The sequence below is a fragment of the Limosilactobacillus antri DSM 16041 genome, from assembly GCF_000160835.1.
Classification (GTDB): domain Bacteria; phylum Bacillota; class Bacilli; order Lactobacillales; family Lactobacillaceae; genus Limosilactobacillus; species Limosilactobacillus antri.
Genome location: NZ_GG700734.1, coordinates 156,229 through 165,901, shown reverse-complemented (window position 1 = coordinate 165,901; position 9,673 = coordinate 156,229). Strand labels below are relative to the sequence as shown.

The following is a 9,673-nucleotide window of genomic DNA, read 5'->3' as shown; positions in this document are numbered from 1 at the left end:
CTACGAACGATCGCCGGCCCGTTCCGTGCCAACTATCGTTCTAGGTTATCCATACGCCTTGTCGAGGAGGTTATTTCCCACTCCCCCTCGCTTTAGTTCCGAATATTTTAAAGATATCACGTAACCCCAGATAGGCTAGCATTACAGTTTCTAACCGTGAGTTGGGGCACAACAGCTCCCTAGAGTGAAGTTCTTCCCAACAGCGTTCCCGCGGCGTTAATCCGCGAGGTCCTGAACGGCCGACCGAACCAGGTCCGTGACTTCCGTGGCGCTCCGGGCGTTGAGTGCGCGGTGCACAAGGGGCTGTAGCTGACGAGTATTCAATTTTTTAATCAGGGACCGGATCTGTAAAATCCGGTTGCTGCTCATTGAAAACTCATCGAGACCCATCCCCATCAGTAAGGGAGCCGCCAGCGGGTTCCCCGCCATTTCGCCGCACATGCCGACCCACTTGCCCTCGGCGTGAGCGGCGTCGATCACCCGCTTAACGGTCCGCAACACGGCGGGATGCAATTCCTGATAAAGGTATGCCACCTGCGGATTGCCCCGGTCCGCCGCAAACAGGTACTGGACCAAGTCGTTGCTGCCGATACTAAAGAAGTCGACTTCCGGGGCAAAGACGTCCGCCATCATGGCGACTGCGGGAATTTCCAGCATCATTCCCAGTTCAATGTCCTGGGCCAGCGGGACCCCCGCCGTGCTGAGCCGGGTGCGTTCTTCTTCCAAAATGGCCCGGGCCCGGTGAAATTCCTCCAGGGTCGCCACCATTGGAAACATAATTGCCAAGCGGCCGTAAACGGATGCCCGGAGCAGGGCCCGCAGCTGGGGACGCAAAATCTCGGGGCGCGCTAGACCAACCCGGATTGCCCGAAAGCCGAGGTAGGGATTTGCCTCGGCCGGCAGCGGAACCATCCCCAGCCGCTTATCCCCACCGACGTCGAGGGTCCGGGCGACTACTTGCTTCTCGTTCATCCCAGCGACGAACTGCTTGTAAGCCCGGAACTGCTCTTCCTCACTCGGCAGGCGGGACTGGTTCATGTACAAAAACTCGGTGCGCAGGAGGCCAATCCCCTCGGCGCCATTCTTCCGAGCATCTTCCAGGTCGGCGAGGGTCCCCACGTTGGCGGCAACCTCAAAGTGGCGGCCGTCCGCACTAATCGTCTGCTGGTTGCGCACCGCTCCCCAAGCTTCCTGTTCCCGGGCAAACTTGCCGGCTAGCAGGCGGTACCGTTCGACTTCGTCTTCCGTCGGCCGGACAAGCACCTTGCCGTGAATCCCGTCAACAATGAGGAGGTCGCCATTTTTAATCTCTGCCGTAGCGGTTTTCGTCCCTACGACGACCGGCAGTGACAGGGTCCGGCTCATGATGGTGAAGTGGGACGTTCGGCCCCCCGTATCCGTCACCAGCCCCGCGACATAGCGCCGGTCAAACTGGGCGGTATCGGTTGGGGTGATGTTTTGGGCAACGATAATCGCCCGGTGATCCAGCTTTTGCGGGTCCGGAAGCTCCACCGCCAGCAGGTGGCTTAGCAGGCGCTTGGTGACGTCCCTCATTGCCGTCCCCCGTGCCTGCAGGTAGTCGTTATCATTTTGCTTTTCAAAGATGGTCAGGTAGTGGTCCGCTGTCCGCTTGACCGCCCATTCCGCCGTCACTCCTGACTGCATAATTTTTTGCCGCATCATCGCAAACAGGGCCGGATCGCCCAGCATTGCTAATTGGGTATCCACCACGGTGGCCGCCCGCTGTCCCAAGCGTTCGTGAGCCTGGTCACGGATGCGGCGAAGCTCCTGGCGGCTAAACGCAAAAGAATCATGAAGCCGGGTGACCTCATGATCCTTGTCATTAGTATGCTGTTTTTGAACGGATAGATCTGACCCCACTAACAGGTAGGCAGGAGCAATTGCGATTCCGTTGCTCGCTGCCAACCCATTCAGCAGTAAAGACATTAGTCGGTCAATCCTTCCTTCTTCATGGTTTCAGCAACAGCATCCAGGGCTTCCTTTTCGTCATCGCCGCTTGCGGTGATAGTAACGTTGGCGTTTTGGCCCACCCCAAGTGACATTACACCCATGATTGACTTCAGGTTAACGCTCTTCCCCTCGTATGACAGGGTAACATCTGAAGCAAACTTGGAAGCAGCTTGAACCAAGATCGTTGCTGGACGGGCGTGAATACCAGTTTCAGCAGTAATAGTAAAATCGCGTTTTTCCATTATTAATCAGTCTCCTTCGAGCAGATTTACTTTTATCAGTGACTATTCTACCACCGATACACCTCGATAGATATATTTTAGCAATTGTAAGCGGTAAATACAAGCGAGTCCCGGGCACTTATCGCTTCACCAACCGGTAGATAATCTTGCCACCAATATGCGCCTTCCCGACAATCTGTGTCCGGTACGGGTACGCGTGGTAGACCGGCTGAAATTCCTGGAAATGCTCCGGACCAATTTCAAAGTGGTCGATCTTCCCCGCACGCAAATCGTCGAGGAGCCGTTTAAAGTCCTGTTCTGCCATCTTCTCGCCTCCATTGTTCCTATTATACACGAATACCCAGTGCTCTTTTAGCAAAGGTGATTCAAGAGTGCTAAAATAGCCCTAAGCTGACGGCTTTCCTGCATAAGTGCTAACGCGGAAAGCAAGTTTTTTATTAAGGTCAAGCCCCTTAGCTTGCGTCGTATTAAAAAGTAAGTATAATATAATCAATAGTCAAGAATGGTCAAACATTTTTTGCTGCGATCTTACCAAGGAGGTATTCATCTGATGCTGTGTCAAAATTGTCATCAAAATCCCGCATCAATCCATCTACAAATGAACTTCAATGGGCAACGGGTGCAAATCGACCTCTGCCAACAATGCTATCAAAAATTACAAAATCTCCAAACTAACCTGATGAACGGGGGGAACGGAATGAATAACTTTAATTTTGGAAGCCTCGAAGACTTTATGAACGCAATGAACGATATGCAAAGCCAGGCGGCTGGCCAAAACGGTCAAGCTGCGGGTCCGCAGGGGCAGCAAGCCGGCGGCCGGCGAGGCGGCAAGGGAATTCTCGGCCAATACGGGATTAACCTGACGGAAATGGCACGCCAGGGCAAGATTGACCCGGTAATCGGCCGGGACAATGAAATCAAGCGGGTAATTGAAATCCTGAACCGGCGAACAAAGAACAACCCGGTCCTGATTGGTGAAGCCGGGGTTGGGAAAACTGCCGTTGTCGAAGGCCTCGCCCAGTCAATCGTTTCTGGCCAGGTCCCTGAAAAACTAGCTAATAAGGAAATCATCCGCCTAGACGTCGTTTCCCTGGTGCAAGGAACTGGTATCCGGGGGCAGTTTGAAAAGCGGATGCAACAATTAATGGAAGAAGTTCGCAAGAATAAGAACATCATCCTCTTCATCGACGAAATCCACGAAATCATGGGTGCTGGGAATGCCGAGGGCGGTATGGATGCCGGCAACGTCTTGAAACCGGCCCTTGCCCGTGGAGACTTCCAGCTAGTCGGGGCAACAACCCTGAACGAATACCGGAAGATCGAAAAGGATGCCGCCCTCGCCCGGCGCTTCCAACCGGTCGAAGTCGATGAACCATCCGTTGACGAAACCATTAAGATCTTAAACGGGATCAAGGCTCGCTACCAGGACTACCACCACGTCAAGTACACTGACGAAGCGGTCGTGGCTGCAGCCAAGCTGTCCGACCGCTACATTCAGGACCGCTTCCTGCCGGACAAGGCAATTGACCTGCTCGATGAAGCCGGCTCACGGAAGAACCTGACCTTAAAGACCGCGGACCCGAACATGATTGAAAACGAGATCCACACGGCCGAGGCCCACAAGCAGCAGGCCGTTGACAACCAGGACTACGAAAAGGCCGCCTTCTACCGAGACCAGGTCACTCGACTGGAAAAGGCTAAGAAGGATGCCGAAGAAAACCACACCGAAGAATCCGCAACGGTTACCGCCCAGGATATGCAAAAGATCGTCGAAGAAAAGACCAATATCCCCGTCGGCGACCTCCAGCAGCAGGAAGAAAACCAGCTGCGGGACCTTGATAAGGAACTAGAAGCCCACGTGATTGGGCAAAACCAGGCGGTTGATAAAGTCGCCCGGGCAATTCGGCGGAACCGGATTGGCTTGAACAAGTCTGGCCGCCCAATCGGCTCCTTCCTCTTCGTCGGCCCAACCGGGGTCGGCAAGACCGAAACCGCTAAGCAGCTGGCCAAGCAACTCTTTGGATCTAAGGACGCCATGATCCGCTTCGATATGTCGGAATACATGGATAAGACTTCGACTTCCAAGCTGATTGGGGCTGCACCGGGCTACGTTGGTTACGAAGAAGCCGGACAGTTGACCGAGCAGGTCCGCCGGCACCCGTACAGTCTGATTCTGCTGGATGAGGTCGAAAAGGCCCACCCGGACGTGATGCACATGTTCCTGCAAATCCTGGACGACGGCCGCCTGACTGATTCACAGGGCCGGACAGTCAGTTTCAAGGACACCATCATCATCATGACTTCCAATGCCGGAACGGGCGATGCGGTTGCCAGTGTTGGATTTGGGGCGGAAGCTTCCGGTTCGACCCACTCGATTATTGATAAGCTGACCAACTACTTCAAGCCGGAATTCCTGAACCGGTTCGATGACATCGTCCAGTTCAACGCCCTCACCAAAGAGGACCTGATGAAGATCGTCAACCTGATGATCGACGACGTTAACGGGATGCTCAAGGAAAAGGACCTCCACATCACCGTCCCAGAGGCGGTCGATGAAAAGCTGGTTGATCTGGGCTACGATCCAAAGATGGGTGCCCGGCCACTCCGGCGGGTCATCCAGGAACAGATTGAAGACCGGATCGCCGACTACGTGCTCGATCATGGCGGCGTCCACCAGCTGGCGGCCCAGTTAGATCCCGATGGCAACATCACCGTCGTGGCCGCCGATGCTGCCCAAGCAGCCAAGGCACCAGCAGAAAAGTAAATCAGTAACTAAAGAGAGGTTGGGAGAAAACTCTGTTTTCTCACCAGCCTCTTGCTAGTTCTTAACTATTACAAAGATAACGTGGAAAACAACCACAAGGCTAGTGTCTAACTACGAACGCTAGCCGACCCGTACCCGTGCCAACTATCGTTCTAGGTTAGCCATACGCCTTGTCGAGGAGGTTGTTTCCCACTCTCCTTTTAATTCTCTTATCCCAAACGGCGCCGCACTTCTAAAACCGGGTAGGCAACCAGCGGCACCACGATGGCCGCAAAGACGAGCTCCGCCACCCCGTTAGTCGCCATAATCGTCTCCAGGACGGGCAGCAGGTGGCTGACGTCTACGCCGTACGCCCGGGCCACCGCCGGAGTCCGGTAAAAGAGTGCGATCGCCCCCAGCACCAGGCCGGTGTTGGTCAAACTGCCGGCGATTCCCGCGACGACCATTGCCAGCCGGGGCTGCCTGCTTAGCCGGGCCAGCCAGCGGTAAAGGTAGCCGGCCACCAGTCCAATCATAATCCGCGGCACCACCGAAACCAGCGGGTTGACCATGACCAGGGGGGCCAGCGGACTAGACGGTGCGACAAAGGCCCGCACCCAGGTTAGGATCCCCCACACCCCGCCGATGATGGCGCCGTCTACCGGGCCAACCACAATGGCCGCAATGATTACCGTCACGTGCATGGTCGTGATGCTAAGTGGACCAACCGGAATGTTTCCAAAAAATGGCACAAAGTCTTGCAAAATAATAATCGCAATCAAAATTGAGCGAATGGTGCTGCGCTGAATCTGTTGGCGGCGTTTCATCTAGTGGCCTCCCCTTTGTAAATTTACTGAAACCATTTTAGCAAACGGAAATAAAGTTGGCTAGTTTCTGACTTCCCAGGGACTAAAGGCCAAAATGCGGTATAATTAAATTGATTATCTTTTACAATGAGGTGGGAATTGTGTTAGAACCTTTGAAAACCGGCAACCCCATTTGGGTTTACTACCTTGATATTGATACTGGCGAAAACCTGATGGTGCCCCAACTGATGCGGGGCGTCACCGGCTGCAAGTACCATGTTGAACGGAAGGATTTCCCCCACTACCGCTATGTCGACGTTGACGGTGCCACCGCTGGAACCTTTAATATGCAACGCAAGGACGTTAAGTTTTACTACCGCAAAGACAACTGGCAGGAGGTCGAGGCCGTTGATACCTACCTGCAAATCGACCAGGCAGCAACGGTCTACGATAATGTTAAAGGGTTACCGATTGACGTGCCCCTTCCTGCCGGAATTGTTGTCAAAGCCTTTCACCGGGTCAACACCGAGAACGGTGACACCTGGTACGAGCTGGGGGCCGGCCAGTGGGTTCGCTACCAGGGGATGCGGGTTGTTACCAACCCCTACCGGAATGAGCAAGTCCAGGGCCCTTCACTGGCTGACCAGCTGACCATCCTGCCATTAAAAAACGTTCAGGGAACCATTGATTACCTGCCGAACCGGGAAATTGACGTTTACGACGCTCCCTATGGCAAAAAAGTGGCAACCCTCCCCGATGGAAAACGAGTCAGCATCAGTGGCAAATTAGACGATAACGGTGAAATCATCTGGTATCAGGTTGGCGACCACCGCTTCATCACCGGCAATTACGTAATTGTCGATCATCAAGAGGATTAAAGTGTAGGGAGAGGCTGGGAATTAACTCAGCCCCTTTGCTCTTTTAAAGATGGTAATGCGACAGCGCAGTAGCTGGCTGGCAGTTCAAATAGGCTTGCTGCGCGTCGACGGGGGTGGGACTACGAACTAGGCAAGCTAGTTCTGTCCCACCTCTTTTTTACATTTTATATTACAAAAAGATTACATTTAATTTGCGGACGTGTTACAATAAGAGTGTAAATAGGAAATGATAATACTTTCTGAGGTTCAAAGGAGGATTAAAAATGAGATTAAACAAAGCAATTATCAATAGTTCTTTAGTAGTACTCCTCGCCTTGGGCCTCGGCGGTTGTGCAGCCACGAACAGTGCCAGCACACATAAGGCCAGCCATGAGCCAACTTCCGCTAAGGTCACCAAGTCCAGCAGCCACAACAAGAAAGCTGCCAACGACAATCAGGAGCAACCGGCCGTTAAAGATAACAATGACCAAACGAGCGCTAACCCAGTCACTGCTAGCCAGGCAGTGGCTGCGGCACCAGCTAGCTATGCAAACGTAAATCAGCCGGCCAGTGTTGCTAACCCTGCATTTGCTAACAGCAACGCGCTAGTTTCCGGCAATCAAGCTACTGCCGCAAGCCAGGTTAACGCCAACCAAAGCAGCCAGGTTGCGCGGCCTGCACAAAACACTCAGCAAGCAGTCAATAACGATGACGAACAAGAATTACCGGCACCATTCTACTACTACTGGGTTTGGAACGATGGCCAAGGCCGGACCCATAACGTTGATTGGGACCTTTCGGATGCAATTAATCAGAATGGCAAACTATCTTACGCTGATTATATTTATGAGCAGGACCCTAATGCACCTGTTGAATTCCCAAGAAACGCGGTTCAGTACGATACTAGAGAATTCAATCTTCACTACGACGGAACTGACCAGTGGATTCTAAACTTCGACAACCAGATTAACGCCAACCCGAACCACGGGGTCGTTAACCGGATGAATTAAACCCTCTTAATATTAAATAAGCAGCTAGACGGATTTCCCATCTAACTGCTTTTTCTTATTCTTCTGCTTCATCCTTCACCGGATGTTCAATTCGGTAAATATCAAAGAAGTATTCCGCAATCGTCTTGAGGACGGCGTAGAACGGAATGCAGAGGATCATCCCCGCAATTCCCGCGATGTGGCCCGCCGCCAACAGGAGCAGGATGATTGTCAACGGGTGAATTTGGAGCGTCTTCCCAATAATATTCGGGTAGATAACGTTCCCGTCGATTTGCTGGACCACGATCACGACGATAATGACCAAGATTAACTTCTGCGGGGCCATCGTCAGTGACACGAAGAGAGCCGGCGCAATTCCGATGTAGGGCCCAATGTAGGGAATAATGTTACACAGGCCGGCAACAATTCCGAGGACCAGGGCCAGCGGCTGGTGGATCAGCAGGTAGCCCAGCGAGGTAAAGACGGCCACGAACAGGCATTCAATCACCTGCCCCGCAATATAAGAGGACAGGGTATCGTTCATCTTGCCCAGGAGCTGGTCAACTTCCTTAGCGTGGTGGGGTGACAGCCACTTCTGGATGCTCGGGCCCAGTTTGGAACCGTCCTTCAGCATATAAAAGAGCATTACCGGTACCGTAATCGTGACGACCGTAATGTTCGTTACCGCATTAATGACGTCGCCAATCCGCGATGACAGGCCCTTTAAGACCAGCTGGGCATAGTTCGCAAGCTGGTGGTCAAACTGCCGGTAATAGGTCGTTAAATCAACCTTCTTCAGCGGCGAATGCTGGATCGTATCGTTCAACAGCCGTTGCAGGCCACTCGCCGTCTGCGGCAAGTGGGTCACAAGACTCGTAATTTCCTTTACCACCGGTGGGATCAGCATTGCCAGACCGCCGGCAATAATCAGAATGAGCAGCAGGACCAGTAGCAGACTTGCGACAGCCCGGTTAAGGCGGAAGCGGCCCAGACGGATCTTGAGCAGCAATTTCAAAATCGGGTTAAGCATGTAATAAAGGAAGCCCGATAAAATTAACGGGACAAAAACCACCGAAATGAAGGTCAGGAAGGGTTGGAAAATGAACTGGATCTTGGTGCACACCCAAATCAGGGCCGCAATCACCAGCAGCAGACTTGGCCAAAAGAGCCAGTGGTAGTATTTTTCTTTCACAGTTTCTCCTCGTTTCTCGTTAAGCATTCGTATAATATAGTAAGCCTTTTGCCGGTGAAAAGATAGGTGCACCCCCGTTTCCGCACAGAATCACTGGCTTATTAAACAATTATTACGAAAAATGACTAAGTTTGAAATAAATTGACATTTTATTGTCTAAAAGGTTACATAAATATTTCAACCGTGTTACAATATAAACATTGAAAGAAAGCAACAATGTTACATAACATTGCGGAAGGGGTGCTATTATTATGAAGTTAAATCAAAAGGTCTTAAATAGTTCATTAGTTGTTTTGCTTGCGTTAGGTTTGGGCGGTTGCGCTGCCAATAGTGCAACGACCACCCACAAGAGCCACGAAGCGCAGAGTGCCCAGGTCGTAAAGCAAAGCCATAAGAAGGCAAACGACAAGGTAACAGCTAAGGCAACTACCAGCGAACAAAAGATGGCTTCAAATAACAGCAGTTCCGCAAAGGCCGTTTCCAAGCAGGCCAGCAGCCAGGCTGCAAGCAGCACCGTTGCTTCCACGAGAAGTGCGAACGCGAGTGCCGTTGCTGCTAGTGGCACTACCGCTCCTGCTAGCGCTGCCCAGGAATCATCCAGCAGCGTAAAGGAAAACCAGAACATCCAGTTGGGCTTAGGCGACGTTGCAACTTGGACTGATGCTAAAGGGGTTACTCACCACGTCGACAGCGACGGGATGGACCGCTACACCGCCAAGGGCAGCTCACAGGTTCAATACCAAGACTGGTCCGGCCAATTGCCAAGCAATGCCATTGTTAGTCACCACTAATTAATGGTGCAATAATAGCATTCCCTAAAAAAGCCGCTCGGGATTTTCTTCGAGCGGCTTTTTTGTTGTCATTAAAGTTGTT

At 52.4% G+C, this 9,673-nt stretch carries 9 protein-coding genes; 4 read left to right on the top strand and 5 right to left on the bottom strand.

The features are described 5' to 3' along the window. Positions 1-216 precede the first annotated feature (216 nt). From ptsP to HMPREF0494_RS08190, 3 genes are all read right to left on the bottom strand, one after another. Entirely contained in the window at positions 217-1,947 is a 1,731-nt protein-coding gene (gene ptsP / locus HMPREF0494_RS08200) for a phosphoenolpyruvate--protein phosphotransferase (protein WP_007124490.1), read from the bottom strand. Next, positions 1,947-2,213, bottom strand: a complete 267-nt coding sequence (locus HMPREF0494_RS08195; RefSeq protein WP_003712636.1) for a phosphocarrier protein HPr — start codon at positions 2,211-2,213, stop codon at positions 1,947-1,949. The genes ptsP and HMPREF0494_RS08195 overlap by 1 nt, the downstream gene beginning before the upstream one ends. Positions 2,214-2,331: 118 nt before the next feature. Beyond that, positions 2,332-2,517, bottom strand: coding sequence for a hypothetical protein (locus HMPREF0494_RS08190; RefSeq protein ID WP_040458971.1), 186 nt, complete (start codon positions 2,515-2,517; stop codon positions 2,332-2,334). A 246-nt stretch (positions 2,518-2,763) separates the two neighbouring features. On the opposite strand from HMPREF0494_RS08190, the gene HMPREF0494_RS08185 reads away from it, so the two are divergent. Beyond that, positions 2,764-4,977: an ATP-dependent Clp protease ATP-binding subunit gene (locus HMPREF0494_RS08185; protein WP_040458970.1), complete on the top strand. Its 2,214-nt coding sequence runs from the start codon at positions 2,764-2,766 to the stop codon at positions 4,975-4,977. A gap of 209 nt (positions 4,978-5,186) precedes the next feature. On the opposite strand, the gene HMPREF0494_RS08180 is transcribed toward HMPREF0494_RS08185, so the two are convergent. Then, entirely contained in the window at positions 5,187-5,783 is a 597-nt protein-coding gene (locus HMPREF0494_RS08180; RefSeq protein ID WP_007124487.1) for an ECF transporter S component, read from the bottom strand. Positions 5,784-5,923: 140 nt separating this feature from the next. Between HMPREF0494_RS08180 and HMPREF0494_RS08175 the strand changes: the two genes are divergently transcribed. After that, complete coding sequence (locus HMPREF0494_RS08175) at positions 5,924-6,640, top strand: MucBP domain-containing protein (RefSeq protein WP_040458969.1); 717 nt, start codon at positions 5,924-5,926, stop codon at positions 6,638-6,640. Between the two features lie 263 nt (positions 6,641-6,903). Beyond that, a complete protein-coding gene (locus tag HMPREF0494_RS08170; RefSeq protein ID WP_007124485.1) occupies positions 6,904-7,629 on the top strand; it encodes a RodZ family helix-turn-helix domain-containing protein in 726 nt (241 codons plus the stop codon). A gap of 55 nt (positions 7,630-7,684) precedes the next feature. On the opposite strand, the gene HMPREF0494_RS08165 is transcribed toward HMPREF0494_RS08170, so the two are convergent. Continuing rightward, positions 7,685-8,827 carry an AI-2E family transporter gene (locus tag HMPREF0494_RS08165; protein WP_007124484.1) on the bottom strand — a complete coding sequence of 381 codons (1,143 nt, stop codon included), beginning with the start codon at positions 8,825-8,827 and terminating at the stop codon, positions 7,685-7,687. A 224-nt stretch (positions 8,828-9,051) separates the two neighbouring features. Here HMPREF0494_RS08165 and HMPREF0494_RS08160 point away from each other — a divergent pair, with 224 nt between their 5' ends. Further along, the gene (locus tag HMPREF0494_RS08160) at positions 9,052-9,591 is read left to right on the top strand and encodes a hypothetical protein (protein ID WP_007124483.1); all 540 of its coding nucleotides are present in this window, start codon (positions 9,052-9,054) and stop codon (positions 9,589-9,591) included. Positions 9,592-9,673 lie beyond the last annotated feature (82 nt).